The sequence below is a fragment of the Mesorhizobium sp. WSM4806 genome, assembly GCF_055811635.1.
The window spans coordinates 93,485-119,792 of sequence record NZ_JBVVQZ010000022.1 but is presented as its reverse complement, the minus strand read 5'-3'; the positions used below and the strand labels follow the sequence as shown (position 1 = coordinate 119,792).

The 26,308-nt window shown below is 63.6% G+C and carries 26 protein-coding genes; 7 read left to right on the top strand and 19 right to left on the bottom strand.

Annotation, left to right across the window (positions count from 1 at the left end; translation table 11 throughout):
• Nucleotides 1–9: 9 nt before the first annotated feature.
• The 11 genes from AC0L2M_RS28555 to AC0L2M_RS28505 all read right to left on the bottom strand — a co-directional run bounded on the left by AC0L2M_RS28555 (nt 10) and on the right by AC0L2M_RS28505 (nt 9,081).
• Nucleotides 10–441 (bottom strand): hypothetical protein, encoded by a 432-nt coding sequence (locus AC0L2M_RS28555; protein ID WP_023796729.1) that lies wholly within the window; start codon nt 439–441, stop codon nt 10–12.
• Between the two features lie 8 nt (nt 442–449).
• The gene (gene ptsP, locus AC0L2M_RS28550) at nt 450–2,036 is read right to left on the bottom strand and encodes a phosphoenolpyruvate--protein phosphotransferase (protein WP_473536495.1); all 1,587 of its coding nucleotides are present in this window, start codon (nt 2,034–2,036) and stop codon (nt 450–452) included.
• Nucleotides 2,020–2,322 (bottom strand): HPr family phosphocarrier protein, encoded by a 303-nt coding sequence (locus AC0L2M_RS28545; protein ID WP_023796727.1) that lies wholly within the window; start codon nt 2,320–2,322, stop codon nt 2,020–2,022. The genes ptsP and AC0L2M_RS28545 overlap by 17 nt, the downstream gene beginning before the upstream one ends.
• A 21-nt stretch (nt 2,323–2,343) precedes the next feature.
• Nucleotides 2,344–2,733: a dihydroxyacetone kinase phosphoryl donor subunit DhaM gene (gene dhaM, locus AC0L2M_RS28540; RefSeq protein WP_027151568.1), complete on the bottom strand. Its 390-nt coding sequence runs from the start codon at nt 2,731–2,733 to the stop codon at nt 2,344–2,346.
• Complete coding sequence (gene dhaL / locus AC0L2M_RS28535; RefSeq protein WP_023796725.1) at nt 2,730–3,332, bottom strand: dihydroxyacetone kinase subunit DhaL; 603 nt, start codon at nt 3,330–3,332, stop codon at nt 2,730–2,732. The genes dhaM and dhaL overlap by 4 nt, the downstream gene beginning before the upstream one ends.
• Before the next feature lie 65 nt (nt 3,333–3,397).
• Nucleotides 3,398–4,417 (bottom strand): ABC transporter ATP-binding protein, encoded by a 1,020-nt coding sequence (locus AC0L2M_RS28530; protein ID WP_023796724.1) that lies wholly within the window; start codon nt 4,415–4,417, stop codon nt 3,398–3,400.
• Complete coding sequence (locus AC0L2M_RS28525; RefSeq protein ID WP_473536494.1) at nt 4,410–5,522, bottom strand: ABC transporter ATP-binding protein; 1,113 nt, start codon at nt 5,520–5,522, stop codon at nt 4,410–4,412. The genes AC0L2M_RS28530 and AC0L2M_RS28525 overlap by 8 nt, the downstream gene beginning before the upstream one ends.
• Nucleotides 5,523–5,525: 3 nt before the next feature.
• Nucleotides 5,526–5,732 carry a hypothetical protein gene (locus AC0L2M_RS28520; RefSeq protein ID WP_027151572.1) on the bottom strand — a complete coding sequence of 69 codons (207 nt, stop codon included), beginning with the start codon at nt 5,730–5,732 and terminating at the stop codon, nt 5,526–5,528.
• Nucleotides 5,729–6,679, bottom strand: coding sequence for a carbohydrate ABC transporter permease (locus tag AC0L2M_RS28515; protein WP_128172947.1), 951 nt, complete (start codon nt 6,677–6,679; stop codon nt 5,729–5,731). The genes AC0L2M_RS28520 and AC0L2M_RS28515 overlap by 4 nt, the downstream gene beginning before the upstream one ends.
• Entirely contained in the window at nt 6,676–7,623 is a 948-nt protein-coding gene (locus AC0L2M_RS28510; RefSeq protein WP_128244752.1) for a carbohydrate ABC transporter permease, read from the bottom strand. Before AC0L2M_RS28510 ends, AC0L2M_RS28515 begins: the two co-directional genes overlap by 4 nt.
• 126 nt (nt 7,624–7,749) lie before the next feature.
• On the bottom strand, nt 7,750–9,081 hold the full coding sequence (locus tag AC0L2M_RS28505) for an ABC transporter substrate-binding protein (protein WP_473533002.1): 1,332 nt from the start codon (nt 9,079–9,081) through the stop codon (nt 7,750–7,752).
• Between the two features lie 404 nt (nt 9,082–9,485).
• On the opposite strand from AC0L2M_RS28505, the gene hrpB reads away from it, so the two are divergent.
• From hrpB to nhaA, 4 genes are all read left to right on the top strand, one after another.
• Entirely contained in the window at nt 9,486–12,101 is a 2,616-nt protein-coding gene (gene hrpB / locus AC0L2M_RS28500) for an ATP-dependent helicase HrpB (RefSeq protein ID WP_473536493.1), read from the top strand.
• 32 nt (nt 12,102–12,133) lie between these two features.
• Nucleotides 12,134–13,459 (top strand): ActS/PrrB/RegB family redox-sensitive histidine kinase, encoded by a 1,326-nt coding sequence (locus AC0L2M_RS28495; RefSeq protein ID WP_023796718.1) that lies wholly within the window; start codon nt 12,134–12,136, stop codon nt 13,457–13,459.
• Between the two features lie 63 nt (nt 13,460–13,522).
• Nucleotides 13,523–14,086 carry an ActR/PrrA/RegA family redox response regulator transcription factor gene (locus AC0L2M_RS28490; RefSeq protein WP_023796717.1) on the top strand — a complete coding sequence of 188 codons (564 nt, stop codon included), beginning with the start codon at nt 13,523–13,525 and terminating at the stop codon, nt 14,084–14,086.
• A gap of 129 nt (nt 14,087–14,215) precedes the next feature.
• Complete coding sequence (gene nhaA, locus AC0L2M_RS28485; protein ID WP_473536492.1) at nt 14,216–15,412, top strand: Na+/H+ antiporter NhaA; 1,197 nt, start codon at nt 14,216–14,218, stop codon at nt 15,410–15,412.
• Nucleotides 15,413–15,636: 224 nt separating this feature from the next.
• On the opposite strand, the gene AC0L2M_RS28480 is transcribed toward nhaA, so the two are convergent.
• The gene (locus tag AC0L2M_RS28480) at nt 15,637–16,137 is read right to left on the bottom strand and encodes an MmcB family DNA repair protein (protein ID WP_287239135.1); all 501 of its coding nucleotides are present in this window, start codon (nt 16,135–16,137) and stop codon (nt 15,637–15,639) included.
• A 227-nt stretch (nt 16,138–16,364) separates the two neighbouring features.
• Nucleotides 16,365–16,661, bottom strand: coding sequence for a hypothetical protein (locus tag AC0L2M_RS28475; protein WP_128168328.1), 297 nt, complete (start codon nt 16,659–16,661; stop codon nt 16,365–16,367).
• Between the two features lie 538 nt (nt 16,662–17,199).
• On the opposite strand from AC0L2M_RS28475, the gene AC0L2M_RS28470 reads away from it, so the two are divergent.
• Nucleotides 17,200–17,382 (top strand): hypothetical protein, encoded by a 183-nt coding sequence (locus AC0L2M_RS28470; protein ID WP_306454924.1) that lies wholly within the window; start codon nt 17,200–17,202, stop codon nt 17,380–17,382.
• A gap of 39 nt (nt 17,383–17,421) precedes the next feature.
• Here AC0L2M_RS28470 and cueR read toward each other — a convergent pair whose 3' ends face one another.
• Nucleotides 17,422–17,844, bottom strand: coding sequence for a Cu(I)-responsive transcriptional regulator (gene cueR, locus AC0L2M_RS28465; RefSeq protein ID WP_036261399.1), 423 nt, complete (start codon nt 17,842–17,844; stop codon nt 17,422–17,424).
• Nucleotides 17,845–18,070: 226 nt separating this feature from the next.
• On the opposite strand from cueR, the gene AC0L2M_RS28460 reads away from it, so the two are divergent.
• Nucleotides 18,071–18,688, top strand: a complete 618-nt coding sequence (locus tag AC0L2M_RS28460; protein WP_287239227.1) for a L,D-transpeptidase — start codon at nt 18,071–18,073, stop codon at nt 18,686–18,688.
• Nucleotides 18,689–18,798: 110 nt separating this feature from the next.
• On the opposite strand, the gene AC0L2M_RS28455 is transcribed toward AC0L2M_RS28460, so the two are convergent.
• From AC0L2M_RS28455 to trpS, 3 genes are all read right to left on the bottom strand, one after another.
• Nucleotides 18,799–19,368 carry a NifU family protein gene (locus tag AC0L2M_RS28455; RefSeq protein ID WP_023796710.1) on the bottom strand — a complete coding sequence of 190 codons (570 nt, stop codon included), beginning with the start codon at nt 19,366–19,368 and terminating at the stop codon, nt 18,799–18,801.
• A gap of 134 nt (nt 19,369–19,502) precedes the next feature.
• Nucleotides 19,503–19,994, bottom strand: a complete 492-nt coding sequence (locus tag AC0L2M_RS28450) for a universal stress protein (protein ID WP_128174113.1) — start codon at nt 19,992–19,994, stop codon at nt 19,503–19,505.
• A gap of 88 nt (nt 19,995–20,082) precedes the next feature.
• A complete protein-coding gene (gene trpS, locus AC0L2M_RS28445; RefSeq protein ID WP_128168326.1) occupies nt 20,083–21,165 on the bottom strand; it encodes a tryptophan--tRNA ligase in 1,083 nt (360 codons plus the stop codon).
• 415 nt (nt 21,166–21,580) lie between these two features.
• Between trpS and AC0L2M_RS28440 the strand changes: the two genes are divergently transcribed.
• Nucleotides 21,581–21,742 carry a hypothetical protein gene (locus tag AC0L2M_RS28440; protein ID WP_023803758.1) on the top strand — a complete coding sequence of 54 codons (162 nt, stop codon included), beginning with the start codon at nt 21,581–21,583 and terminating at the stop codon, nt 21,740–21,742.
• 44 nt (nt 21,743–21,786) lie between these two features.
• Here AC0L2M_RS28440 and murJ read toward each other — a convergent pair whose 3' ends face one another.
• On the bottom strand, nt 21,787–23,370 hold the full coding sequence (murJ, locus tag AC0L2M_RS28435) for a murein biosynthesis integral membrane protein MurJ (RefSeq protein WP_473536491.1): 1,584 nt from the start codon (nt 23,368–23,370) through the stop codon (nt 21,787–21,789).
• A 46-nt stretch (nt 23,371–23,416) separates the two neighbouring features.
• Nucleotides 23,417–26,218 carry a [protein-PII] uridylyltransferase gene (locus AC0L2M_RS28430; protein ID WP_473536490.1) on the bottom strand — a complete coding sequence of 934 codons (2,802 nt, stop codon included), beginning with the start codon at nt 26,216–26,218 and terminating at the stop codon, nt 23,417–23,419.
• Nucleotides 26,219–26,308: the final 90 nt, after the last annotated feature.

The window sequence follows — 26,308 nt, the reverse complement described above, 5'->3', positions numbered from 1 at the left end:
GTGGCGCGACTATGTCCCGCCTTTGCCGGCGATGCTGGTGATCTTCTGGATGAAATCGTTGACCGCCCTGTCGAGCGCCGCGTTCTGTTTGTCGTCGCCGAAATCGGGAACGATCAGCGAAACATGCCGCGTCTTGCGCATGCCGGATGCCAGCGACATTTTTCCCGGATGCGCCTGATGGTAGGCGGCAAGAAAATGGTCGCGTTCGGCCGGGCTGAAATGGCAGACGGCGAAAATAGCCGGCAAATGTTTTGACGGGATCGGGATCGAGTAGGCCGGACTGGAAATCTGGGTGACGAAGCTGCGATGCTTGCCCAACGCGTCGGCGAGGCGCTGGCGCATGCCGGACGGGCGCTGGTCGAGGACCTGCGACAGGATCGTCTTATAGGCGCGGATCGCCTCTTCGGAACCGGCTTCAGGCGTCTTCTTGGTTTCGGCCATGCCGGTGCCTAGATCGAGACGTCCGCAATGGCCACCTTGGCCATTGCGAGCTGGGCGGGAACCACGGAAAGGTCGCGCAGACCGGCCTCAATCAGCGCCGGGATCGCCGCAGGATCGCCGCCGGCGTCGCCGCACAGGCTGACCGGAATCTTTTGCGCGCGGCCGAACGCCGCAACCGAGGCGATCAGCCGAAGCACGGCCGGGTTCCTGATCGAATTGAGATGCGCGACCGAGGCATTGTCGCGCGCCGCCGCCATCACATACTGGGTCAGGTCGTTCGAGCCGATCGAGAAGAAGGCGACCTCGGCAAACGCCTCAGGAGCGATCGCCACCGACGGCACCTCGACCATGATGCCGAGCGGCGGCATTTTTTGCGCGACGCCGCGCGCGGCAAGCGCGGCCTGCTCTTCGGCGAAGAGCGCGGCTGCTCGCTGATACTCGTCCCACACGGCGACCATCGGGAACATCACCTTGAGATTGCCATGCAAGGCGGCGCGCAGCAGCGCCCTGATCTGCACCCGAAAAACCTCCGGTCTCGCCAGCGATAGCCTGATGCCGCGCAGGCCGAGAAACGGATTACCCGCCTCGACGGTGAAACCCGGCACCGGCTTGTCGCCGCCGGCGTCGATGGTGCGGATGGTCACCGGTCTGTCGCCGGCCCATTCGAGCACCTTGCGGTAGGCGCGATACTGCGATTCCTCGTCCGGCAGCGTCTTGCCGAACAGGAACTCGGTCCGCATCAGCCCGACGCCATCGCAGGTCGAGACATCGATACCGTCGACATCGGACGGATCGGCGATGTTGACCTGCACCCGCACCGCAGTGCCGGCTTTCGTCACCGCCGGCCGAGCCAAAAAAGTTTCCGCCCTGTCGCGACGTGCCGCGAAAGACGACGACGATTGCCGGAACGCCTCGACCTCTGCCCTTGTTGGCCTCAACACGATGCCGCCGTGCTCGGCATCGAGCAGGGCGACGCCGGCAAGATCAGCCGGCGAAGCACCGAGCCCCACGATCATAGGCACGCCGCGCGAGCGCGCCAGCATGGCGACGTGGCTGGCGGTACTGCCCGCCTTCAGCGCAATGCCGCCGCCGGCGCTCCAGTCGGTTTCGAGAAAGCGCGTCGGCGCGATGTCCTCGCCGTAGAAGATGGCGCCTGTCGGCGCGGCAGCCGCGCTGTCCGCTGTCAGCGCGCGAAGCACCTGGTCTCTGATGTCGCGCATGTCGGCGGCGCGTGCCCGGAAATAATCCTGATCCGACGTTTCATAGCCGACAATTTCGGCGTCAAGCGCCTGCCGCCATGCCGCATCGGCCGGCTGGCCGGCGGCAATCGCGGCAAAGGCCGGGCCGGTCAGCGCATCGTCCTCCAGCATGGCGAGCTGGAATTCGAGAATGTCGGCGGCATCGCCGTCGGTTGCCTGGATCAGCTTGGCAAGCCGGCCTGTCGCTGTGCCGATTGCCGTTTCGAGCGCGAGCCTCTCGTCAGCGGCGGTCGCTTTACCTTTATAGCGCGCGACGACCGGGTCGAGGTTGAACAGCGGCCCTTCGGCATAGCCGGCCGAAGCCGGGATCCCCTGCAGCTTAAGCGGTTCGGGCATGGTCCACGCCCTCGTCGAAGTCGCGCCGCACCAGTTCGACGAGCGCGCCGACCGCCTCGCCGGCACCGTCGCCCTTGGCTCTGATATGCAGCACCGTGCCTTTCGGCGCCTTGGCCGCCATCACCTTGACGATGCTCTTGGCGTCGAACCAAGGACCGTTGGCGGCGAGCGCAACTTCGACTTCGGCCGAAAACGTCTTGGCGAGCTTGGTGAATTTCACCGAAGGGCGCGCATGCAGGCCGACCTCATGGGTGATCAGAACGGTGGCTTCTGCGGATGCGGACATTGAGTCAAAATTCCTGTTCATTCACGATGGCGACAATTCGTGTGCCGTCGCCACCACTTCCCTGAGCGAGGCGCCGCCGGACGCCTCCGTCGCCGCCATCACCGCGCCCTCGACGATCGGCGCGTTGCAGACGATGATCTTGTGCGCGCGCGGCTCGCCGATCATCTCGACCGCCATCTCGCTGTTGGTTTCGGCGCCGCCAAGATCGACAAGTATAGCGACACCTGCCTCCGACCAGGCCTTGTCGATCGCGCCCATGATCGCCTCGACATTGGTTCCCAGCCCGCCATGGCCGTTTCCGCCGCACCATGCAAGCGGCACTTCGTCGCCGACCATCTGGCGCACCATGTCGGCCGTGCCCTCGGCGACCAGCGGTGAATGCGATACGATGACGATGCCGACATTGCTCATGCTTGCCCCTCGATGGTCTCGGTGACAGCCCGCACCAGAAGCGCGGTCGAGCGTGCCCCGGCATCCATATGGCCGATGGAGCGGTCGCCGAGAAACGAGGCGCGCCCGCGCAAGGCCTTCATCGGCACGGTGGCATCGGCAGCACTGTCCGCGACATCGGCGATTTCCGATCCGGTCTTTCCCTGCAGCAGGGCGTCATGCACCGGTTGCAGCACGTCGAGCATGGTCTTCTGCCCGACCTGCGACTTGCCCCTGGCTGCCACCGCCTCGATCGCCTTGCCGAACGCCGACATCAGGTTGGCGCGATCCGGCTCTACGGAAATTTCCTTGCCGAGCGCCATGAACAGCGTCCCGAACAAGGGGCCCGAAGCCCCGCCGACGGTCATTACCAGCTTGGTGCCGATCGCCTTCAGAGCGTCCGGCAGCGGCTTTGTCGCGAACGTGTCCGCCTCGGCGCGCACTGCCTCGAAGCCGCGCTTCATGTTCAGCCCATGGTCGCCGTCGCCAATTGCCTGGTCGAGCTTAGTCAGCTCTTCGGCGTGAGCGGCAATCGTGTCGGCGGTGACTGATATCAGCGTCTTCAGGTCAAGCTTGTCCATCGTCCCGGTCTTGTCCAGTGTCGCAGTCTTGTCCAGTATCCCGTTCTTTTCCAATGTCCCGGGGCTCATCGGTTTGCAATCCTGTTTCCGGCCTGGTCGAAGAACAGCGGCGCCCGGTAGCGGATAATCACCCTGTCGCCTTTTTCCAATTGGATGTCGGGTTCGGTCAGCGTCACCAGCTTTCTGCTTCCCACCGTCACATGCAGGTGGTTCTGGTCGCCCAGATGCTCGACCCAGTTAACAACGCCGTCGGCGGGGCCATTCGATGCCTTGCCGATCGACAGATGTTCTGTACGCGCGCCGATCGTTTTGGTTCCCGCCGGCATGTCGCCATCCGGCAGCAGGCCGGTCGGCAGCAGATTGATCGCCGGCTGGCCGAGCCTTGCGGCTACATGAACGTTTGCCGGCTCCGAGTAGATGGTGCGTGGCGTGCCGATCTGCGCCAGCACGCCGTCGGCGAGAATGCCGATGCGATCGGCCATCGTCATCGCTTCGATCTGGTCGTGCGTGACATAAAGCATGGTGGCGCCGACCTCGGCCTGGATGCGCTTCAGTTCGAGCCGGAGATCGGCGCGCAGCTTGGCATCGAGCGACGACAGCGGCTCGTCCATCAGATAGATCGAGGGCTTGCGCACCAACGCGCGCCCGATGGCGACGCGCTGCATCTCGCCGCCGGAAAGTTTGGTGGAGCGGTTGTTCAGCTTGTGGTGGATACGCACCATCTTGGCCACATCCTCGACGCGGCGGCGCACCGAGTCCTCGCTCAGCCGCCGCGCAGGCGAGCGCAGCGGAAAGGCCAAATTGTCGAAGACCGACAGATGCGGATAAAGCGAATATTGCTGGAAGACGAAGGCCGTGTCGCGCTCGGCCGGCGACAACATTGTCGCATCGCGGCCGCCGATATGGATCGAGCCCGTATCCGGCCGTTCCAATCCGGCGATAAGTCTGAGCGTCGTCGTCTTGCCGGCCCCGGTCGGGCCGAGCAGCACGACGAATTCGCCGTCGGCGACGTGCAGATCGAGAGTGTCCACGGCGACATGTTCGCCGAAGCTCTTGGTCACGCCTTTGATCTGCACGTCAGCCATGATGCGCTCTTCCCTGGGACGCCCCGTCATGGATTGCGGTTCGCACCGCGCGGCCGGAGCCCTTCTCGAACAGCGACAGCCGTGCGCTGCTCAGCGCCAGGCCGACATGGTCGCCCGCATTGAGCCGGATTTCGGCCGGCACCCGCGCCTTGATGATGCCGCCGGATGTCTCCACCGCAACGATCTGCGTGGTGCCGAGATACTCGGTGCTATAGATGGCGCCGCGCAGCTTCGAAGCGTCGTCGAAGCGGATGTGTTCCGGTCGGATGCCGAGCGCCATGTCGGCCGGCGCGATGTCCTCGCGCACCTCCGGCACTGCCACCTTGGCGCCTTGCACCAAAATCTCCTTGGCGCCCTTTGAAAGCCCGCCGCCGAAGCCGAGAAAATTCATCGGCGGCGAGCCGATGAAATCGGCGACGAACATCGTCGCCGGCCGGTCATAGATTTCGCGCGGCATGCCGAACTGCTCGATTACGCCGTGGTTCATAACCGCGATCTTGTCGGCCATCGACATCGCTTCCATCTGGTCATGCGTGACATAGACCGTGGTGGCGTGGATGCGGTTGTGCAGTTCGCGCAGTTCATGCACCATGAGATCGCGGAATTCGGTGTCGAGCGTGCCGAGCGGCTCGTCCATCAGGAAGCATTTTGGCCGCCGCACGATGGCGCGGCCGAGCGCCACGCGCTGGCGATCGCCGCCGGCAAGACCGGAGACCGATTTGTTGAGCAGATGGTCGATGCGCAACAGCTTCGCCGTCTCTTCGACGCGCCGGCGGATTTCGATGCCTGGCGTGCCCTGCGCCAGCAGCGGGAAGCCGATGTTCTTGCGCACGTTCATATGCGGATAGAGCGCGAACAGCTGGAAGACGAAGGCGATGTCGCGCTCGCGGGCACGCCGCATGGTAACGTCCTCGCCACCGAGCAGGATCTTGCCGCCGGTCGGCAGTTCGAGCCCGGCAATCATGCGCAACGTCGTCGTCTTGCCGCAACCCGACGGCCCCAGCATGACGAAGAACTCGCCATCCCCGACGACGAAGTTGGAATCCTGCACGGCGACGAAATCGCCGAATGCCTTTCTCAGATGCTCGACCCTGATCTCCGCCATCGTCTACTCCGGAAACTTCGAGACGATGATGAACATCGCCGTGCCGGCCAGCATGGTGATGAACGAATAAGTGTAGAGCGACAGCGCGAACGGCTGGAACAGCATCAGGAAGCCAATGGCAATGATCACCGTGGCGATATTCTCCATCAATCCGCGCCTCGCCCAGACCGGCCAGCGCGACTTGCGTTTTGCGGGTTGGGTCATGCTCATTTGCGCACCGCGCCGAAAGTGATGCCGCGCAGCAACTGCTTGCGAAGCAAGATGGTGAACACCAGGATTGGCACCAGGAAGATCGTCGTGCCCGCGGCGACCGCCGGCCAGTCCTGGCCGCCTTCGCCGATGATGGTCGGGATGAAGGGCGGTGCGGTCTGCGCCGTGCCCGAGGTCAGCAGTGCGGCGAAGGCATATTCGTTCCAGGCGAAGATCAGGCAGAAGATGGCGGTCGCGGCAATGCCGGTGGTCGCCTGCGGCAGCACGGTGCGCCAGAAGGCCTGCAGCCGCGTATATCCGTCGATCATCGCCGCTTCTTCGTACTCGCGCGGGATTTCGTCGATGAAGCCCTTCAGCAGCCACACGGCGAGCGACACATTGACCGCCGTATAGAGCAGGATCATGCCGAGCGCGGTGTCCGACAGGCCAATCTCGCGATACATCAGGTAGATGGGAATAGCGACCGCGATCGGCGGCATCATGCGCGTCGACAGGATGAAGAACAGCAGGTCGTCGGCCAGCGGCACCTTGAAGCGCGAGAAGCCATAGGCCGACAATGTGCCGAGGAACACCGCGCAAAAGGTCGAGCCGAAGGCGATGATCAGCGAATTGACGAAGCGCGGCATGAAATTGGACGGGCCGGCGATGACCATGTTGCGCTTGCGCACTGTCTCATCGCAGATGTCCGTCGCCGGTCCCAGCGCGTTGATGTATTCCGGTGTCTGCCGGGTGCGGGTCGAGAACAGATTGCAGTAGCCCTCGAGGCTCGGCTGGAACAGGATTTTTGGCGGATAGGCGATCGAGTCCGGCGGCGTCTTGAAGCTGGTGGCGAAGATCCACAACAGCGGCACGATCGAGATCAGCGCGTAAAGCACGATAATTGTGCCGGCGACGCGCTTCGAAATCGCGGAGGGTGCGACAACAGAATGGGCTGACGTCAGGCTCATCTCTGCTTCACCTTGTTGAGCGCCTTGACATAGATGTTGGCTAGCCCGAACACCGCAACGAACAGGATTATGGCGAAGGCCGAGGAATAGCCGGTCCGCCAGCTTTCGAAGGCCTGCCGCTTCAGCGTGATCGAGGCGACCTCGGTGGTCGATCCCGGTCCGCCGCCGGTCAGGAGGTTGACCATGTCGAACATCTTGAAGTTCTCGATGCCGCGGAACAGTACCGCCAGCATGATGAAGGGCAGCGCCATCGGCAGCGTGATCGACCAGAACTGCCGCCAGTTGGAGGCGCGGTCGACCTCGGCAGCCTCATAGATGTATTCGGGGATCGAGCGCAGGCCGGCGAGACAGATCAGCATCACGTAAGGCGTCCACATCCAGGTGTCGACGATGACGATCGACCACGGCGCCAGCGACACGTTGGAGAGCATGCCGATCTGCGTTGCCGGAATGCCGGTGGCGAACGAGATGGCATAGGCGAACAGCCCGATCTGCGGCTCGTAGAGGAAGCGCCAGAAATTGCCGACCACTGCCGGCGACAGCATCATCGGCACCAGAATGATGGTCGTCCAGAAGGCGTGGCCGCGAAACTTCCGATCGATCAGCCAGGCCAGGGTAAAACCGATCAGCGTTTGCAGCAGGATGGTCCAGAATACGAAATGCGCCGTCGTCTGCATGGCGATCCAGATGTCCTGGTCGCCGAGGATGCGCTTGTAGTTGGCAAGGCCGACGTTCCTGACCACCTCGTTGGGACGGTTGGCGCGGTAATTGGTGAAGGACAGATAGATCGCCCAGAACAGCGGGAAGATGTTGACGGCAAGCAGCAACAGGATCGTCGGCGAGATGAACAGCCAGGCGAGGCCCTTGTCGCTGATACCTCGGACCTTGCGGGCCAACGGCTCAGGCGTAGCCCGGGCGACGCTGTCCGCAGTCCGATTGAGCATGGTCAGTCCCGCTTCGGTCACTTGGGTCGTCTCGACAGTGGAATTTATCTGAGCTGTGTCCCGTGCCAAGGGTGGCACGGGACACGCGGTCGTGGCTCGGGAGGAGCCGATTGGATACTGCCCCAACTACATCTTGCCGTCGTCCTGGAAGACCTCGGTCCAGTCCTTGACCAGGCCATCAAGTGCATCCTTGGCCGAACCCTGGCCGGCGACGACGTAATCATGGAAGCGCTTCTGCGACGCCTGCAGCAGCGGCGCATAGCTGGGCTCTGCCCAAAAATCCTTCACGATGGCCATGGAGTCGAGGAAGGTCTGCGCATAAGGCTGGCTGGCCGGGAAGCCTGGATCCTTGACGACCGCGTTGAGGCAGGAAAAGCCGCCGAGCGACCACCATTTGGCCTGAACATCCTTGTTGGCGAACCACCTGATGTATTTGAGCGCAGCCTCCTGCTTGTCGGAGTAAGAGACCACCGAGATGCCCTGGCCGCCAAGCTGGGCGAATTGATCGCCGTCGGGCCCCTTGGGATTGGCGAAATAACCTATCTTGTCGCCGCCGACATTTTCGTCCTTCTGCAGGCCTGGCCAGGTAAAGGCGAAGTTCATGTGCATCGCCACCTGGCCGGATTTGAAGGCGTCGACGCCTTCGCCCATGTAGCTGTTCGAGGCTCCAGGAGGCGTGCAGCAGTCATAGAGCGCCTTGTAGAACTCAAGACCCTTCACCGATTTCTCGGAGTTGACGAAGCCGTCCATCTCGTATGGCTTGTCGGGATTCTCATATTTGAAACCGAAGCTGTAGAGCCCGTCCATGGCACCCATGGTGATGCCTTCGGAGCCGCGCTCGGTATAGATCGATGCGCCATAGACCGTCTTGCCGTCGATCTCGCGCTTCTGGAAAAACTCGGCGATCTGCTTCAGCTGGTCGAAGGTCGTCGGCGCTGCGAGATCCCAGCCGTACTTTTCCTTGAATTCCTTCTGCAGTTCCGGCTTGGAGAACCAGTCCTTGCGATAGGTCCAGCCGACGACGTCGCCCATGGCCGGCAGCGCCCAGTAATTCGGCGAGTTCTTCGGCCATTCGGAGTAGCCGACGACGGTCGCTGGCACGAAGTCGTCCATGCTGATCTTCTCCTTGTCGAAGAAGTCGTTCAGCTTGACGTAGTGGCCGTTCTCGGCCGAGCCGCCGATCCACTGGCTGTCGCCGATGATCAGGTCGCACAGCTTGCCCTTGGAATTCAGTTCGTTGAGGAAGCGATCGGCATAGTTGGTCCACGGCACGAATTCGAATTTCATGCCGATGCCGGTTTCCTTGGTGAAATCCTTGGACAATTCGACAAGCGCGTTGGCCGGGTCCCAGGCTGCCCAGCAAAGCGTCAGATCTTCAGCCTGCGCGACATTCGAAACGGCGGTCGACGCAAACATGGCCGATGTCAGTCCCAACGTCAGTTTCAAGGTCGATTTCATGCCTTCCTCCCATTTGCGAAACGCGCCCGGATGACGGTTTCAAATAACCTCAAAACCCCCTCCTCAGGGGTCTAAACATGACGACGCGGTTAAGCGGCGGATGTTTAGTAATTTGTTTAGTGATGCAATTTTTACTAAACAACGCAAGCGAATTCGTCGCTGCGCTGCAGCATAATTCGCTTGTATCTGGGCGGTGGCCCTGGCCGCGCCGTTCTATTAGGAAATATCCCGACTTCCTGTCGCTCCTCGGCCGCGTCATCCTCGGTGGCTTCCGCCTTTGACTATGGCGAGTAGGTGGACCCGCTTTGAGTTGGTCCGTTGCCCGGTTGCGCGGCGACCGCCACCGCTGATATGCGGGGCGCGACCGACCTGCCGCGAGATTGGGTGGATGCATCCCTGAAACAATGACCAGAAAACCCTTGCCAGAGCTTCCGGTCTCCGCCGTCCTGCCGGCGCTCGGTGAAGCGCTCGGCCATGGCAACAGTGCCGTGCTGGTGGCGCCGCCCGGCGCCGGCAAGACGACGCTGGTGCCGCTGGCGCTGCTCGATGCGGCTTGGCTCGGCACGGGGAAGATCATTCTGCTCGAGCCGCGCCGGCTCGCTGCCCGCGCAGCCGCCCGCCGCATGGCCGAACTGCTCGGCGAGGAGCCCGGCGAAACGGTCGGCTATGCCATGCGGATGGAGAACCGCACTTCTGCGAGGACCAGAATTCTTGTCGTCACCGAAGGCGTGCTGTCGCGGATGATCCTCGACGATCCGGAGTTGCCCGGTGTCTCGGCGGTATTCTTCGACGAGTTCCACGAGCGCTCGCTCGACGGCGATTTTGGTCTGGCGCTGGCGCTCGACGTGCAAGGTGCGCTGCGGACCGATCTGCGATTGCTGGTCATGTCGGCGACGCTCGACGGCGCGCGCGTCGCTCGGCTGCTTTCCGGCGCCCCGGTGATCGAGAGCGAAGGCCGCGCCTTTCGCGTCGATGTCCGCTACGACGAGCGGCCGGCCGGCATCGCCATCGAGGACGCGATGGCCAAGGCAATCCGCGCGGCCCTTGCCGAGGAGAGCGGCAGCGTGCTCGCCTTCCTGCCCGGCCAGCGCGAGATCGAGCGCACCGCCGAGCGGCTGCAAGGCCGCGTCAGTGCCGACACCGACATCGTGCCGCTCTATGGCATGCTCGACAACAAGGCGCAGGACGCCGCGATCAAGCCGGCGCCGTCCGGCCGCCGCAAGGTGGTGCTGGCGACCTCGATCGCCGAGACCTCGATTACCATCGACGGCGTGCGCGTCGTCATCGATTCCGGCTTGTCGCGCCTGCCGCGCTACGAGCCGGCCAGCGGCCTGACGCGGCTGGAGACGGTGCGGGTCAGCAAAGCCTCCGCCGACCAGCGCTCCGGCCGCGCCGGCCGCACGCAGCCCGGCGTCGCCGTCCGGTTGTGGCGGACCGAGCAGACCGCGGCACTTCCCGCCTTCACGCCGCCGGAAATCCTCGAGGCGGACCTTTCCGGACTTCTGCTCGATTGCGCCGCCTTCGGTGTCGCCGACCCGTCGAGCCTCTGCTTCCTCGATCCGCCGCCGGCCCCGGCACTCAACGAGGCAAGGGCGCTGCTTCGTGCGCTCGACGCCTTTGACGAGGCAGGGCGACTGACGCAATCGGGTGCTGCGATGCGCAGGCTGGCACTGCCTGTGCGGCTGGCTCACATGGTCGCCGAGGTGGCAAACACCGGCCGGGCGTTCGAAGCGGCCATGCTCGCCGTGCTGCTCACCGAGCGTGGCCTGGGCGGCGACGGCGCCGACCTCGAACGGCGGCTGCTTCGGTTCCGATCCGAAAGATCGCCGCGCGCCACCGCCGCCCGGCAACTCGCTGAGCGGCTGGCGAAACAGGCTTCACCCTCCCCTTCGAGGGGGACCGAAGGCCGGGCGAGACCCGTGGTTCGCCCCGGTATGTCGATCCGCGAAGCGGATCGGGGTGGGGTTGGGTCGGGCACGTCATCGCCGACCCCACCCCGTCTCCCTCGCCTCGCTGGGCAAGGCTCACTGGCCGACCCTCCCCTCGGGGGGGAGGGCAGCGCCGGCGCTCTCCTCATCCACGCCTGGCCGGATCGCGTCGCCAGGGCGCGCGGAGAGCGCGGCCGTTTCGTGCTGGCCAACGGTTCAGGCGCCATGCTTGACGCCGCCGACCCACTGGCGGGCGAAACCTGGCTTGTCGTCGCCGATCTGCAGGGCAAGGCGCAGAATGCCCGCATTACGGCAGCGGCGGCGATAGACGAAGCCGACATTCGCGCTTCGCTCGCCGACAAGATCGAGACAAACCGCGAAACCAGTTTCGACCGCGACGGGCGTGCGGTGCGTGTGCGTGAAACCGTTCGCCTCGGCGCCATCACCCTGTCCGAACGCATGCTGCCGGCGCCGGCCGGCATCGCCGCCGATCGCGCCATCCTTGACGCCCTGCGCCAACACGGGCTGTCGCTTTTGCCGTGGGGCAAGGAGGCCGAAACGCTGCGCCAACGGCTCGGCTGGCTGCATCGCGGTCTTGGCGCGCCCTGGCCAGATGTTTCCGATGCGGCGCTCATCGACCGCCTCGACGACTGGCTGCTGCCCTTCCTTTCCGGCGCGGCGTCCTTTGCCGCGATCGATCCGGGCGTGCTTTCGGTCGGCCTCATGGCATTGGTGCCGCACGATCTGCAGCGCCGGATCGAGGCGCTGGCGCCGACCCATTTCGACCCTCCATCCGGCAGCCGCGTGCCGATCCGCTATGACGGTGAATGGCCGGTGCTGGCGATCCGCGTCCAGGAGCTGTTCGGTCTCGACCGGCATCCCGCGATCGCCAACGGCGCGGTGCCGCTGACGCTCGAGCTATTGTCACCGGCGCACCGACCGATCCAGACGACGCGTGACCTGCCCGGTTTCTGGCGCGGCTCCTGGGCCGATGTGCGAGCCGAGATGCGTGGCCGCTATCCCCGGCATATCTGGCCGGAGAACCCGCTTCTCGCCACCGCAACCAGCCGCGCCAAACCGCGGGGGACCTAGCCTTTCTCCTTTTCCGGCTATAATCCTTGGCCATGATAAACATCCTGCGGGCGCCCGACTTCCAGCAAAGCCAGCGGCTGCGCCTCAACACGCTGATCAGGCTGCGCTGGCTTGCCATTGTTGGCCAGAGTCTGACGGTCCTTGTCGTTGCCTATGGGCTGAAATTCCCGCTGCCGGTCAGTCTCTGCTTCGCGCTGATCGCCTGTTCGGCCTGGATGAACCTGCTGCTGACCTTCCGTTATCCGGCGGCGCATCGGCTGACCCCGCTGCAGGCTTTCGCCATCCTGACCATCGACAGCCTGCAGCTTGCCGGTCTGCTCTACCTGACCGGCGGCCTCACCAACCCGTTTTCAGTGCTGGTCACCGTGCCCGTGGTCATCTCGGCGACGTCGCTGCCGCTGCGCCTGACCGCCATCCTCGGCGCGCTGGTGATGGTGACGGCGAGCCTGCTGGTGTTCTTCCATCTGCCGCTGCCCTGGTACGAGGGCGCGCCGCTGGAGATGCCGTTCATTTACGTCGCCGGCATGTGGATGGCGGTGTTTTCCTCGATCGCCTTCACCGCGATCTACGCCTTCCGCGTGGCCGAGGAAGCCCGGCTGCTCGCCAACGCGCTTGCCGCCACCGAGCTGGTGCTGCAGCGCGAACAGCATTTGTCGGCGCTGGACGGCCTTGCCGCTGCCGCCGCGCATGAGCTCGGCACGCCGCTCGCCACCATCACGCTTGTTGCCAAGGAGATGGAGAAGGCGCTCCGCAATGACCCGAAATACGGCGAGGACGTGACGCTGCTGCGCTCGCAGAGCGAGCGTTGCCGCGAGATCCTCAAACGCCTGACCAGCCTGTCCTCCGAGGGCGAGGCGCATCTCTCCCGCCTGCCGCTGACCTCGCTGGTCGAGGAGATGACCGCCCCGCACCGCGATTTCGGCATCTCGATCAAGCTTCTCCCCGGCGAGCGCATCGGCCCCGAACCGGTGGGACGGCGCAATCCCGGCGTCATCTACGGCCTCGGCAATCTGGTCGAGAACGCCGTCGATTTTGCCCGCAAGAGCGTCACCGTGCGCTGGAGCTGGAACGAGGCAACGGTCACCTTCTCGATCACCGACGACGGGCCGGGCTTTCCTCCCGAAATTATCGATCGCATCGGCGAGCCCTATATGTCGACACGCCAGGGCACCGAGGCCGGCGGCGGCCTCGGACTGGGGCTGTTCATCGCCAAGACCCTGCTTGAACGCTCGGGCGCCACGCTCGATTTCCGCAATTCAAACGAGCCGGGCGAGGGCGCCGTCGTGCGGATATCGTGGCCGCGCAGCGTCTTCCTCAATCCTGAATCGGCTTCGGCCACCATGTTTGACACGGCTTGAATTGGACAATAGCGCTCCAAAACTATATCTGCGTAAAATTCGGGCAGCAGGAATGTCAAGACGATGAATGGCGACGAAACGATTGGCGCAATGGTTGAGGGCGAGGACACCTCGCTGCTGATCGTCGACGACGACAGGCCATTCCTCACGCGCCTTGCCCGCGCCATGGAGACCAGGGGTTTCGTGGTCGAGACGGCCGAGAGCGTCGAGGAGGCCGTGGCCAAGGCGCGCGCCAATCCGCCAGCCTACGCGGTGGTCGACATGCGGCTCGCCGACGGCAACGGCCTCGACGTCGTCGCCGCCATCCGCGAGAAGCGCGACGACGCCCGCGCCGTCATCCTCACCGGCTATGGCAACATCGCCACCGCGGTTACGGCGGTGAAGCTCGGGGCCATCGACTATCTGTCGAAACCGGCCGATGCCGACGAGGTTTTCGCGGCTCTTACCCGCACTGCGGGCGAACGCGCCGCGCCGCCTGAAAACCCGATGTCTGCCGACCGCGTGCGCTGGGAGCACATCCAGCGCGTCTACGAAATGTGCGACCGCAACGTCTCCGAGACGGCGCGCCGGCTCAACATGCATCGCCGCACGCTGCAGCGGATACTCGCCAAACGCGCGCCGCGCTAACGCCTGACGGTCCTATGCGCCCCCAAGGTCGCGCGGCACTGTAGGAACTGCCCTGCCATCGGCGGTTGCGCATCATCGCACAGGGTGATGTTGTCCCTGCCGGCGGGTAGGCGATACGATGGAGACGACATGCAGGACCAGAAGCCGCGGCCGATCTCCATCTTTCGCGAATTCCTGGCCAGCGAGGCGGCAGGCGGCATCGTCCTGATGGCAGCCGCGGCATTGGCGCTGGTCGTCGCCAATTCGCCGCTGGCCGAAACCTATTTCGACGCCCTTCACGCCTATCTGGGACCGCTCAGCGTATCGCACTGGATCAATGACGGCCTGATGGCGGTGTTTTTCCTGCTGGTCGGCCTGGAGATCAAGCGCGAGATGCTGGACGGCCAGCTCTCGACCTGGCCACGCCGCGCTCTGCCCGGCATCGCCGCTGCCGGCGGCATGCTGGTGCCGGCGCTTGTCTATGTCGCCATCAACCGCGACAATCCAGCCGCCCTGTCCGGCTGGGCGATCCCGACCGCCACCGACATCGCCTTTGCGCTCGGCGTGCTGTCGCTGCTCGGCAGCCGCGTGCCAGGGTCGCTGAAGGTATTCCTCACCGCGCTCGCCATCATCGACGACCTTGGCGCCGTCATCATCATCGCGGTGTTCTATACGAGCGGCCTGTCGCTCGCCTATCTCGGCGCCGCCTTCGCGGTCATCGCTCTGCTCATCGTGCTCAACCGCATGAAGGTGCTGACGCTGCTGCCCTATCTCCTGCTTGGTGTCGTGCTGTGGGTGCTTGTGCTGAAATCGGGCGTCCATGCCACGCTCGCCGGCGTGGCGCTGGCCCTGACCATACCTTTGAAAATCACCCCCGGCATCAGCCAGGATTCAGACCATTCACCGCTGCACCGGCTCGAGCACGGCCTGCACAGGATAGTGCCCTTCGTCGTCGTCCCGATCTTCGGCTTCGCCAATGCCGGCGTCCCGCTCGCCGGCCTCAGTGCTGCCACCCTGGTCGAGCCACTGACGCTGGGCGTCGCCGCCGGCCTCGTCGCCGGCAAGCTGGTCGGCGTGTTCGGTTCTTCTGCGCTTGCCATCCGGCTCGGCCTCGCCGATCTGCCGGTCAATGCCGGCTGGCTGCACATGGTCGGCATTTCGCTGCTCTGCGGCATCGGCTTCACCATGAGCCTGTTCATCGGCCTGCTCGCCTTCGCCAGCAATGTCGAGCTCCAGGACGCGGTGAAAGTCGGCATCCTCGCCGGCTCCTTCATCGCCGCCATCCTCGGCGCCGCCGTGCTGCTGGTGGCGCCGGCAGCGAATGGGATGGACCAAGGGGAAGAGTAGCCGACGAACGTTGCGCCGCCCCTCATTGCCCTGCCGGGCATTTCTCCCCGTTTAGAGACGGGGAGAAAGACGCCTTCGCAAAGGATTTCGCCAATCTCCAGCGTTGCAGAAAGTGCGCCAAGGTTACGGCCAGCTCCCTTCTCCCCTTCACTATACGGTGAGAAGGTGCCGGCAGGCGGATGTGGGGCAGTGCGAAGGGCTAAGGAAGAGCACAAACGTTCCAGCTACTCGCTCTCGCCCTCCAGAGCCGACACCGCCACGCCGGCAAGTTCCGCCGCGAGCAGCCGCGCTGCTCCGGCCCGCGCGATCCTCAGCATCAGCGCCTTGCGCGTCGCCGCCGCCATGCGGTGCTCGGGCGCGTCGCGCAGGATTTCGGCGCCGTAGCCGTCGGAAAGGATAAAACCGCATTCCTGCGGAAAGATCTCCGACGGCACACCGGGATGCGTGGCGAAAAAAAATCGGTCGGAGTGCAGCCGGTAGTCCGGCCATTTGCGGTCGACCCTGAAATCCTCGATCGAGGATTTGATCTCGATGATCCAGATGTCGCCCTGGCGGGTCAGCGCGACGAGGTCGGCGCGGCGCCCGGTCGCCAGCGACAGTTCCGGCAGCACATGCGCGCCCATCTCCCTGAGCAGCCGCTGCACGCCACGCCGAACCAGCATCGCGCGCTCCGACTGGCGGCCGTCGATCAGCGGATTGAGGGGTACAGGTGAGATGATTGGCATGGGCTCACCATGCCAGACTTTGTTCACGGTTTGAACCCGTTTCTTGATGGCAGCTGTGCATTTGACAACCTGTATTGCAGAACGGGGCGGGGTTGCCGTCCTGCTTGGCAGGTCGATTTCCCCGCGACTTCGTGCCCAGGTTAAGCCAGGGCGGGAATACGCAATCGCAGCTATCGTCGTGCTAATTCTAGGAGCTATCAAATGGCTCCTTTAGGAGCCATCGTTTCCTAAGCGCTACCCCTGCCATTCCCCGATGGCTGGGTCGCGCTGTCGGGTAGGGGCGTTTCAAGCTCTGCCTTAACTTTCAGAACGCCGTCAACCAGGTCATTGAACTCCTCAACGCTTAAACTGCACAGGGCCTCGGCCGCACCGTAATGGCAAAATTTGAATTCTACGAATTTCTTGTTGTCGGCTCTATCCAGCTTGATGAAGAACCTAAACGAATGGGCTCCGCGAAGCGACACATAGACATAACCCAAGTCGACGGCCATGAACTGCCGTTTGATGAACTGCCAAAGCCCCATCGTCGCCCCGCCTTTTCCTACGGGTATCTGTTGCCTCCAAGCTGCCTAGCGCGGCCAGCGGCAGTTGGTGATTTGACAGTTAGTGGGCCGCACATTATCCGCTCTACGCCCGGTGTATTTATATAATAAGCCCGCACGCAGTATTTATTTGGAGTGTCTGGCAGGCAAAGTTCACGCTTTTCACCTGTCCCTGGCTCAACATAGATTCGACAGGTTTTTTTACTCGTATCATAAGGAACGTTCGCCTGACTGGTGCATGCCGATGCACCGACGGCAACGGCTATAGCGGTGGCTATGCGGATCATGTGTTTCCCCCAAAGACAACCGCACTTGAATCATGATTTGTTGCCGGTGCCAAGGCGTATTGTCGAATAAATAAGCGCCTTTCCTAAGGTGATTGTATATTTGATCAAAGACCCGACAGTTTAGCGCGTTCGACTCAGTGAGCGGACAAAGAGAACAATGGCTCCTAATTCACGTCTTCATACATTAGTAATATGAGATATTGTGCGAATGCGGGTGGGTTTAGGGAGTTTGGATGATGAACGCGGACGAGATGCAGGCGGTGGCCGACGCCTATCCGGTCGTGACGCCTGACATGGCACCCAGGCAATTGATCAAAGCGGCCAGGAACCCGAACGCGTCAAAGAAGGAAATCGCCCGTGCGGCGTTCTTCTCGATTGTCGCCTTGAGCGTATCGATGGTGCCGATTGATCGCTGAAACCTAACCTGGAAAACGGCTGGCGACGCCACGCAACCTTCACACCTGGGCGGGAACGACTTTGTCAGATGGCAAAACCGCCCCCGCAATATCGTCCAGGATCGGGCAGTCCGGCCGGTCATCGCCGTGGCAGGCATGGATCAGCTTCTGCAGGGTCGAGCGCATCGACTGCAGTTCGCGCACCTTCTCCTCGATTGCCGTCACATGCGCGGCGGCGATCTCGCGCACGTCATGGCTGGCGCGGCTGCGGTCCTGGTAGAGCGCCATCAGCTGGCGGCAGTCGTCGATGGAAAAGCCGAGATTGCGCGCGCGGCGCAGAAACGTCAGCCGGTGGATGTCGTCGCCCGAATAATCGCGGTAGCCGTTGCCGGCGCGCTGCGGGCGGATCAGGCCGATCTCCTCATAGTAGCGAATGGTCTTGGCCGGCAGGCCGGAACGCTGGGCGGCATCTCCGACATTCATGATTGGTTCCCTAACTTCGGGCGGCCTGGCGGACCGCCCCATTGAATTTCCTACATAATCTTATGAGAGCCGTTGCCGAAAAGCCACAGCTGCGGACTTACCGGCATGTAAGCCCCTGCATATAGGCATCGCCCGCTTGGCAAGCAAAGCAAATGCCAGCATGAATGATAGCGACAAGGCGGCCGTCTCGTGCCGCTATCTTTCGGGCGGGGCATCGGACCTTTTCATGCGCATGAAGTCATTCGCAATCGTCGCCGCACTTGCGCTGTCGACGGCTATTGCTGGTTGCAGCACCATCGGCTCGCAGATATTCACCAACAACTATGGCCCGATGACCGATGCGGGCTATCAACTGCCGCGCATTCCGATCGAAAAGGTGCCGTTCAAGTACCGCCGGCAGATCGTGAGCTACGACACCGGTGAAAAGCCGGGCACTATCGTCGTCGATACGCAGAACAAGTTCCTCTATTATGTCATGGGCGGCGGCGAGGCTATGCGTTACGGCATCGGCGTCGGCCGCGAGGGTTTTGAATGGCGCGGCACCGCCCGCATCGCGGCGAAGCGCCAATGGCCGACCTGGACGCCGCCTTCGGCGATGATCAAGCGCCAGCCGGAACTCGCCAAATTTGCCGGCGGCATGGATCCCGGATTGACCAACCCGCTCGGCGCGCGCGCCCTGTATCTGTTCAACAAGGGCGGCGATTCAGGCTACCGCCTGCATGGCAGCCCGGAGTGGAACTCGATCGGCAAAGCGATGTCGTCGGGCTGCATTCGGCTGATGAACCAGGACATCATCGACCTTTACGACCGCACCTCCGTCGGCGCCAAGGTCATCGTTCTCTAGAGCTCATACGCGGACCGTCTAGGCAACAACTGACGTCCCAAAACAAAAAACCGGGCAATTTGGCCCGGTTTTTTGTGTCGCGCGAAGGGGCGAATTGACGTCCTTTGATCTTAAGAGACCTGTTCGACCTGCTGCACCTCGGGCACAAAATGCCGGAGCAGGTTCTGGATGCCGTGCTTCAGCGTCGCCGTCGACGACGGGCAGCCGGCGCAGGCGCCCTTCATGTGCAGGAACACGGTGCCGTTCTCGAAGCCGCGGAAGGTGATGTCGCCACCGTCCTGGGCGACCGCCGGACGCACCCGCGTGTCGAGCAGTTCCTTGATGGTGATGACCAGTTCCTCGTCGGCCTTGTCGTAGAATTCGCCGGTCTGGCTGGTCTCGGCGGCGGGGCCGGCCCTGGCCATGACCGGCGCGCCGGACATGAAGTGCTCCATGATGGCGCCGAGGATCGCCGGCTTCAGATGCTGCCAGTCGGGGCCGTCCTTGGTCACGGTGACGAAATCATAGCCGAAGAAGACGCCGGTCACGCCGGGGATCTCGAACAGCCGGCCGGCCAGCGGCGAAGCCGCGGCAGCGCTGTCGGCATCGCGGAAATCGGCGGTGCCTTCGACAAGCACTTCCTTGCCGGGCAGGAACTTCAATGTCGCCGGATTTGGCGTCGATTCGGTCTGGATGAACATGGACGTCTCCGAGCCCGTTCGGGCAGATAGTCTGGAATAATTCTAAATAGGCCTTATGGGCAGGACATTCAAGCGAAAGCCATCGCCGGAACGGCTGGCTGGGAGAATGTTTTTGCGGTCTTCTGAAACACAGCTTAGGCCAGGCTGTCGATTTCTTCGTCTGACAGGTTCTGCGGCACCACTGTCACCGGGATCGGGAAGGCGGCGCCCTTGCCGGCGACCGCGCCGACCAGCGGGCCCGGCCCCTCCTTGCCGGCGCCGGCGGCCAGCACGAGGATGGCGATATCCTGGTCCTCCTCGATCAATCTGTGGATCTCTTCCGTCGGCTTGCCTTCGCGCACCACCAGTTCCGGCTCGATGCCGAGCTTCTGGCGCACCTTGTTGGCATAGCTGTCCAGTGCGGCGCGCGCGGTGGCGGTGGCCTCCTCGCGCATGATCTTCTCGACACCTAGCCAATGCTGGAAATCGTCCGGCTCGATCACATAGAGCAGCACCAGCACGCCGCTGGTGCTCTGCGCGCGCTTCGAGGCGTAGACGACGGCCCGTTCGCATTCGGGCGTGTCGTCGATGATCGCCAAAAACTTGCGGCGATGGCCGGCTTCGCGGCTGAGGCGTTTGGAGACCATATTCTACCTCAAATGGTTTCGGTCGCAATCTGCCACCGCCACGGCCCGGCCGCAAGCGACCGGCGGATGTAGCGATATTGGCTGCAGATTAACCCTGCAGCAGGCCGATGATGTCGCGCACGGTCTTCATCGTCGCCTCGGCCAGCAGGCCGGCCCGCTCGCCGCCATCCCTGAGCACCGCGTCGACATAGGCGCGGTCGTCGGAAATGCGGCGCATTTCGCCGGCGACCGGCGCCAGCTTTTCCACGGCAAGGTCGGCCAGCGCCGGCTTGAACACCGAAAACTGCTGGCCGCCGAACTCTTTCAGCACTGCCTCCTTCGATATCTCGGCGAGACCCGCATAGATGCCGACCAGGTTTTCGGCTTCCGGCCGGCCGGCCAGGCCGTCCAATTCGCCAGGCAACGCCTCCGGGTCGGTCTTGGCCTTGCGGATCTTCTTCGAGATGCTGTCGGCATCGTCGGTCAGATTGATGCGCGACAGGTCCGACGGATCCGACTTCGACATCTTCTTCGAGCCGTCGCGTAGCGACATGATACGCGCCGCCGGTCCGCCGATGATCGGTTCGGTCAGCGGGAAATAACCGTTCACGGTCTCCTCGCCGACCTTCATCTCGACCCCGACGCCAAGGCCGGCAATGCGGTCGGAAAAGTCGTTGTTGAATTTTTGCGCGATGTCGCGTGTCAGCTCCAGATGCTGCTTCTGGTCGTCGCCGACCGGCACATGGGTGGCGCGGTAGACGAGGATGTCGGCAGCCATCAGGCTCGGATAGGCAAGCAGCCCAAGCGAGGCGTTCTCGCGATCCTTGCCGGCCTTGTCCTTGAACTGCGTCATCCGGTTCATCCAGCCGATGCGGGCCACGCAGTTGAAGATCCAGGCAAGCTCGGCGTGCTGCATGACCCGCGACTGGTTGAAGACGATGTGCTTCTTCGGGTCGATGCCGGAGGCGAGAAACGCCGCGGTGATCGCGCGCGTCTGGTCCTTGAGATCCTCATGGACAAGCTGCGCGGTCAGCGAATGCAGGTCGACGACGCAATAGATGCAATCGGAGGTGTCCTGCAGGGCGACGAATTTCTTGATGGCGCCGAGATAGTTGCCGAGGTGCAGATTGCCGGTCGGCTGGACGCCGGAAAAAACGAGGGGCTTGAAGGCGGGCTGATTGGCGTCGGTCATGGTGCTTCCCTGGCTTGTGGAGGGCCGTTTCGCGCGCGGCGAAAGTCTTGCGACGGCGCGCTTATGGACGAGAGCGAGTAGACGATCAAGGGGCTGTAGGCGATCGCAGCAGAGCGATTGCTTCAGGTCGGATTGCTTGTTCGATGTTGTTGGCGCTGCGCCTATAGCGCCCGTCTCGGCTTGACAGGTCGGCGCTGCCCCTCATTGCCCTGCCGGGTCTATAGTGACGGGGAGAAAGACCCGTCGTCGACGGTTTAGCCAACGACAGGCGTTGCAGGACGAGCGCCGAGGGGCAGCCAGCTTCTTTCTCCCCGTTTACGGGGAGAAATGCCCGGCAGGGCAATGAGGGGCGGCGCCGACATCGATATGTATGATAGGGTGAAACATATTCTGCAAACGATCTGACGAGAAATGGATGACCATCTCAAACGAGAAAGCTTTGGAGCACCGACATGGCCGCGAGACGCCGCTGGAGACAGCGGCGCGGCTTCGGGCCGAATTCGGGATCGAACTTAGCAAGCAGGCACGTAAGCCGCTGCCGCGCCCGGTCTATGACGAATTGTCCGGCGAAGACTGATGCTTGTCGACGGGTCGCTACTGTTAGGCTTACGGATCTGGAGACTATTCCCTGGTCGAAGGTGATCCCCTCCGCGCCATACTGCGCCGGATCATGCCGAAATCGGCGCCGCCGGTGGCGAAGGCGGTGACGAAGTAAAGCAGCGCCCCGCCGGCGACGAGCCCAAGCAGCGTTGCCGCCTTGACCACCAGCGGCGAGCCCGAAGCCAGTTGGGCGGCAAACCAGTGTTCGGCAAAATACAGCGCCGTCGCCATCACCGCCGCCGACAGCACCAGCCGTGGGATGCGTCTCATGAGCGGTACGTCGCGGCCCCAATGGCCGCGCCGGATCAGCACGCCGAGCAGCATCAACGCATTGACCCAGCCGGCGACGGCCGAAGCGACGGCGATGCCCGGCGCGCCCATCTGCGGAAACAGCGTCAGCGCGGTGGTGATGTTCACAGCCACCGAGATCGCGGCGAAGATCATCGGCGTGCGCGTGTCCTCGCGAGCGAAATAGCCGGGGGTGAACGCCTTGATCAGCACAAAGGCCGGCAGCCCCAAGCCGAAGATTGCCAGGATCGCCGCCACGACCGGCGTCGAGTTGTTGGCGGCAAATGCGCCGCGTTCATAGACCAGCCCGACGATCGGCTCCGCCATGACCAGCAGTGCCGCCGCCGCTGGCAAGGTAAGGAACAAGGTGAACTCCACCGACCGGTTCTGCAGATTGGCCGCCTCCATCAGATTGCCCGACTTCAGCGCCCGCGACAGTTCGGGCAGAAGCACGATGGCGACGGCGATGCCGACGACGCCGAGCGGCAGCTGATAGATGCGATCGGCATAGGCGAGCGACGACACCGCGCTGTCCTGCGCCGAGGCGATTGCGGTGCCGATCAGCTGGTTGATCTGGGTGATGCCGCCGGTGATCGCCGCCGGCAGCGCCAGGATCAGCAGCCGCTTGACATTGGGCGTCATCCTTGGCCGGCGAAAGCCGATCGAGATGCCGGCATGGCGCACCGCCACCCAGACGATCGCCAGTTGCACCAGCCCCGCCGCCAGCACGCCCCAGGCCAGTGCGAAGCCAACGGTGCGCGCGTCCGATCCCTTGTGCCAGGCATAGGCGAGCACGCCGATCAGGATGACGTTCAGGAACACCGGCGCCACCGCGGCGGCGAAATAGCGGCGCAGCGAATTCAGCATGCCGGCCATCATGGCGCCGAGCGACATGCAGATCAGATAGGGAAACATGATGGTCGCGAGCCGGACCGTCATCTCGAACTTTCCCGGCGAGTCGGCAAAGCCCGGCGCCACCAGGTAGCGCACGATCAGCGGCATCGCCAGTTCCATGGCGATGGTCAGCGCCAGCAGCGCCGTGAACAGCACGCCGAACACCTCTTCGGAAAAGCGCTTGGCGCCATCGGTGCCGTGGGTTTCGATCTCCTTGGCGAACAGCGGCACGAAGGCGGCGTTGAAGGCGCCTTCGGCAAACAGCCGGCGGAAGGTGTTGGGAAACTGGAAGGCGGCGTTGAAGGCGTCGGCGATCGGCCCGGTGCCGAGCGCGGCCGCCATCAGCATCTCGCGGCCGAAGCCGAGGGCGCGGCTCATCAGCGTGCCGGAAGCGACCGTCGCGAACTTTTTGACAAGGCTCATGCGTCTGGAGACTGCCTGCAGGATTGGGACAAATGAGTGGTGGCGGTCACTCGGCCGCAGCCTTGGCCTTGCCGCCGCGCTCGGGCACGGTGCCTTCGAGGACGGCGATCAGCCTGTTTTTGATGGCGGCCATGCGGGTCGGGCTGTCGATTTTCTGGCCGGTGAGATCGGTGACATAGAAGGTGTCGATGACCTTTTCGCCGAAGGTGGTGATGTGTGCCGAGGCGATGTCGAGCGACAAGTCGGACAACGCCCCGGTGATCTCGGACAGCAGGCCCGGCCGATCCAGCCCCTCGACCTCGATCACCGAGAACCGGTTCGACAGCGTGTTGCGGATTTCGGCGCGCGGCTGGATGCGGAAGACCTTGGCGCCGCGCCGCGGCTTGGTGCGCTTCTCGATCATCTCCGGCAGCCAGCTCTTGCCCGACAGCACGTCCTCGATCAGCCGGCCGACGCGTTCGGCACGGCGGCGTTCGTCCTCGTCGCGGTCGAATTCCCTCGAGATCAGGATGGTGTCCAGCGCGCGGCCGTCGGAGGTGGTGAAGATCTGCGCATCGACGATGTTGCCGCCGGCCGCCACACAGGCGCCGGCAATGACCGACAGCAGGCGGGGATGGTCCTGCGCCAGCACGGTGATCTCGGTGACCGCCTCGAACTGATGGGTCTTGATCATCGTGGCGAGCTTCTTGCCCGCCGCATCCGCCTCGCGGATGAATTCGGCGTGGCGAAGCTGGTCGGCGAGATCGACCGCCAGCAGATAATTCTCATAGTGCTTGGCGACATAGCGCTTGCGCGCCTTTTCCGGCCAATCGGCGAGCGCCTCGGCCAGCTTTTCGCGGGCGGCCGCGGTGCGCATCGCACGCGACACTTCCGAAAACCCGCCGGTCAACAGCAGTTCGGTTTCGTAGTAGAGCGTGCGCAGCAACTGCCCCTTCCAGCCGTTCCAGACGCCAGGCCCGACGCCTCTGATATCGCAGACGGTCAGGACGAGCAGCAGCTTCAACCGTTCGACCGACTGCACGATCGCGGAAAAGTCCTCGATCGTCTTGCGGTCGTTGAGGTCGCGGGTCTGGGCCGTCATCGACATCACCAAATGGTTCTCGACCAGCCAGGCGACCGTTTCGGTGTCGGCCGCCGACAGCCCCATATGCGGGCAGATCCGCCGCGCGATCCGGGCGCCAGCTTCGGAATGGTCCTCCGGCCGGCCCTTGGCGATGTCGTGCAGCAGCACCGCGACATAAAGCGCCTCGCGGCTTTTCTTCAGCCCCGGCATCAGCGAGTGGGCAAGCGGGTGGACCTTTTCACCGTCGCCGCGCTCGATCTCGGCCAGCACGCCGATGCAGCGGATCAGGTGCTCGTCCACCGTATAGTGGTGGTACAGCGAGAACTGCATCATGGCGACGATCTTGCCGAAATCCGGGATTAGCTTTGCCAGCAGTCCCGCCTCGTTCATCCGCCTGAGATTGAGTTCGGCATTGCCGTCCGACGTCAATACGTCGAGGAACAGCCGGTTGGCTTCCTCGTCGCGCCTGAGCGCCTTGCCGATGAGGCCGAGCGAACGGGTCAGCAGCTTCAGCGCATCGGGGTGAAATTCCAGCCCGTGCTTGTCGGCGAACCAGAACAGCCGCAGGAGATTGACCGGATCGCGCTCGAACACCAGGTCGTCGGCGATGTTGATGCGATGGTTGTCGATAATGAAATCGGACGTGCCGGCAAGCTTGCGCTTGCGGCGCGAGAAGGTGAGGAAGATACGGTTGAAGCCCGGCACATGCTTGGCCTGCTCCTCCTCGAGCGCCGCGCAGAAGATGCGGGTCAGATCGCCGACGTCCTTGGCGACGAGGAAGTAATGCTTCATGAAGCGCTCGACCGCCGACAGGCCCGGATGTGTGGTGTAGCCCAGCCGCTCGGCGATCTCGCGCTGGATGTCGAAATGCAGCCGTTCCTCGGCCTTGCCGGTGAGGAAATGCATGTGGCAGCGCACCGCCCACAGGAAGTCCTCGGCCTTCTGGAATTCCCGGTATTCGGTGCCGGTGAAGACGCCCTTGTCGACCAGTTCCTCGCCGGTGCGGACCCGGTAGAAATACTTGCCGATCCAGAACAGCGTCTGCAGGTCGCGCAGGCCGCCCTTGCCGTCCTTGACGTTGGGTTCGACCAGATAGCGGCTTTCGCCGGCCTTGGCATGACGCTCGTCGCGTTCGGCAAGCTTGGCCTGCACATATTCGGGTCCGGTCGTGCGCACCACCTCGCGGTCGAAGCGCTGCAAGAGCTCGTCATAGAGCTTCTGCTCGCCCCACAGGAAACGCGCCTCCAGGATCGAGGTGCGGATGGTGATGTCGGTGCGCGACTGCCGCAGGCATTCGTCGATGTTGCGGGTGGCGTGGCCGACCTTCAGCCCCAGGTCCCACAGCACGTAGAGCATGTATTCGACGATCTGCTCGCCCCATGGCGTCTGCTTGTAGGGCAGCAGGAAGAGCAGATCGATATCGGATCCCGGCGCCAGCGTGCCGCGGCCATAGCCGCCGACCGCGACGACGGCCATGCGTTCGGCCGATGACGGGTTCTTGACGCGATAGACGTGGGTGGCGGCGAACTCGTGGAGCGCGCGGATGATTTCGTCCATGAGATGCGACAGCCGGGCGGCGCAGGCAGTGCCGCTGCCGTCGTCCATCAGCATGCGTTCGGCGATGCTGCGGCCGGCGGCGAGCCTGCCCTTGAGAAGCTGGAGAACACCGGCACGCGCAGCCTTGCCGGAGCCGTCGCCTGCCGTGGCCGCAGTCAGCGCGGTCATCTCGCGGCGCAAGGCTTCGGCGTCGATCAGTTCGTCGAGCTTTAGAGAGATTCTTGCCATAACTGCCGTTCGGCCTCGCCGTTTTGGCGGCGTCTATAGCGCGTTTTCGCGGCGCTGGGTATGGGGCGGACAGACAGGCTCTCCACGGGA

Excerpts from the sequence above, each read along its gene's own strand:
- AC0L2M_RS28455 (WP_023796710.1), bottom strand. The coding sequence starts at position 19,368 with ATGTTCATCCAGACCGAATCGACGCCAAATCCGGCGACATTGAAGTTC.
- cueR (WP_036261399.1), bottom strand. The coding sequence starts at position 17,844 with ATGAATGTCGGAGATGCCGCCCAGCGTTCCGGCCTGCCGGCCAAGACC.
- AC0L2M_RS28555 (WP_023796729.1), bottom strand. The coding sequence starts at position 441 with ATGGCCGAAACCAAGAAGACGCCTGAAGCCGGTTCCGAAGAGGCGATC.
- AC0L2M_RS28520 (WP_027151572.1), bottom strand. The coding sequence starts at position 5,732 with ATGAGCATGACCCAACCCGCAAAACGCAAGTCGCGCTGGCCGGTCTGG.
- AC0L2M_RS28530 (WP_023796724.1), bottom strand. The coding sequence starts at position 4,417 with ATGGCTGACGTGCAGATCAAAGGCGTGACCAAGAGCTTCGGCGAACAT.
- AC0L2M_RS28450 (WP_128174113.1), bottom strand. The coding sequence starts at position 19,994 with ATGGTCTCCAAACGCCTCAGCCGCGAAGCCGGCCATCGCCGCAAGTTT.
- AC0L2M_RS28475 (WP_128168328.1), bottom strand. The coding sequence starts at position 16,661 with ATGGGGCTTTGGCAGTTCATCAAACGGCAGTTCATGGCCGTCGACTTG.
- dhaM (WP_027151568.1), bottom strand. The coding sequence starts at position 2,733 with ATGAGCAATGTCGGCATCGTCATCGTATCGCATTCACCGCTGGTCGCC.
- AC0L2M_RS28440 (WP_023803758.1), top strand. The coding sequence starts at position 21,581 with ATGACCATCTCAAACGAGAAAGCTTTGGAGCACCGACATGGCCGCGAG.
- murJ (WP_473536491.1), bottom strand. The coding sequence starts at position 23,370 with ATGAGCCTTGTCAAAAAGTTCGCGACGGTCGCTTCCGGCACGCTGATG.
- AC0L2M_RS28460 (WP_287239227.1), top strand. The coding sequence starts at position 18,071 with ATGCGCATGAAGTCATTCGCAATCGTCGCCGCACTTGCGCTGTCGACG.
- AC0L2M_RS28430 (WP_473536490.1), bottom strand. The coding sequence starts at position 26,218 with ATGGCAAGAATCTCTCTAAAGCTCGACGAACTGATCGACGCCGAAGCC.
- nhaA (WP_473536492.1), top strand. The coding sequence starts at position 14,216 with ATGCAGGACCAGAAGCCGCGGCCGATCTCCATCTTTCGCGAATTCCTG.
- AC0L2M_RS28510 (WP_128244752.1), bottom strand. The coding sequence starts at position 7,623 with ATGCTCAATCGGACTGCGGACAGCGTCGCCCGGGCTACGCCTGAGCCG.
- hrpB (WP_473536493.1), top strand. The coding sequence starts at position 9,486 with ATGACCAGAAAACCCTTGCCAGAGCTTCCGGTCTCCGCCGTCCTGCCG.
- AC0L2M_RS28515 (WP_128172947.1), bottom strand. The coding sequence starts at position 6,679 with ATGAGCCTGACGTCAGCCCATTCTGTTGTCGCACCCTCCGCGATTTCG.
- dhaL (WP_023796725.1), bottom strand. The coding sequence starts at position 3,332 with ATGGACAAGCTTGACCTGAAGACGCTGATATCAGTCACCGCCGACACG.
- AC0L2M_RS28545 (WP_023796727.1), bottom strand. The coding sequence starts at position 2,322 with ATGTCCGCATCCGCAGAAGCCACCGTTCTGATCACCCATGAGGTCGGC.
- AC0L2M_RS28470 (WP_306454924.1), top strand. The coding sequence starts at position 17,200 with ATGATGAACGCGGACGAGATGCAGGCGGTGGCCGACGCCTATCCGGTC.
- AC0L2M_RS28490 (WP_023796717.1), top strand. The coding sequence starts at position 13,523 with ATGAATGGCGACGAAACGATTGGCGCAATGGTTGAGGGCGAGGACACC.
- AC0L2M_RS28495 (WP_023796718.1), top strand. The coding sequence starts at position 12,134 with ATGATAAACATCCTGCGGGCGCCCGACTTCCAGCAAAGCCAGCGGCTG.
- trpS (WP_128168326.1), bottom strand. The coding sequence starts at position 21,165 with ATGACCGACGCCAATCAGCCCGCCTTCAAGCCCCTCGTTTTTTCCGGC.
- ptsP (WP_473536495.1), bottom strand. The coding sequence starts at position 2,036 with ATGCCCGAACCGCTTAAGCTGCAGGGGATCCCGGCTTCGGCCGGCTAT.
- AC0L2M_RS28525 (WP_473536494.1), bottom strand. The coding sequence starts at position 5,522 with ATGGCGGAGATCAGGGTCGAGCATCTGAGAAAGGCATTCGGCGATTTC.
- AC0L2M_RS28505 (WP_473533002.1), bottom strand. The coding sequence starts at position 9,081 with ATGAAATCGACCTTGAAACTGACGTTGGGACTGACATCGGCCATGTTT.
- AC0L2M_RS28480 (WP_287239135.1), bottom strand. The coding sequence starts at position 16,137 with ATGCCAATCATCTCACCTGTACCCCTCAATCCGCTGATCGACGGCCGC.